The sequence below is a fragment of the Streptomyces jumonjinensis genome (assembly GCF_009600885.1).
Lineage (GTDB): Bacteria > Actinomycetota > Actinomycetes > Streptomycetales > Streptomycetaceae > Streptomyces > Streptomyces jumonjinensis.
Genome location: NZ_VCLA01000167.1, coordinates 100,217 through 100,656 on the forward strand (window position 1 = coordinate 100,217; position 440 = coordinate 100,656).

The 440-nt window shown below is 71.6% G+C and carries 1 protein-coding gene; it reads right to left on the reverse strand.

Translation table 11 applies throughout. The annotated features are described in order from the left end of the window. Positions 1–440, reverse strand: a 440-nt coding sequence (locus FF041_RS38110; protein ID WP_194292154.1) for a condensation domain-containing protein, incomplete at both ends; no start/stop codon positions are given.

The following is a 440-nucleotide window of genomic DNA, read 5'->3' on the forward strand; positions in this document are numbered from 1 at the left end:
ACGTCCCCACCGGATCCAACACCGGCACCCGACCCCCGGCCACCGCCTCACACGCCGCCACCAGATCAGGGACGAGGATGCGCCAGGACACACCATCGACCACCAGATGATGCACGACCAGCGCGACCCGGCCGACCCGACCCGGACCCGCATCCACCCACACAGCCCGCACCACCGAACCCGACACCGGATCCAGACCCGCCACCACATCCCGCGCCGCCCTCGCCGCGACCGCATCCAGCTCGTCAGCCTCCACATCGGACGCGTCCACCCGGGACACCAGGCCCTCGGCGTCGACCGAGCCGGGTTCCCCCACCACCAGCCTCAGCTCACTTGGAACCGCACGCGCCCGCAGCATGTCATGCGCGTCCAGCACCGCGCCCAACCCGCCCGCCAGCACATCCAACCCCACACCAGCAGGCACCCCCACCACCACCCAC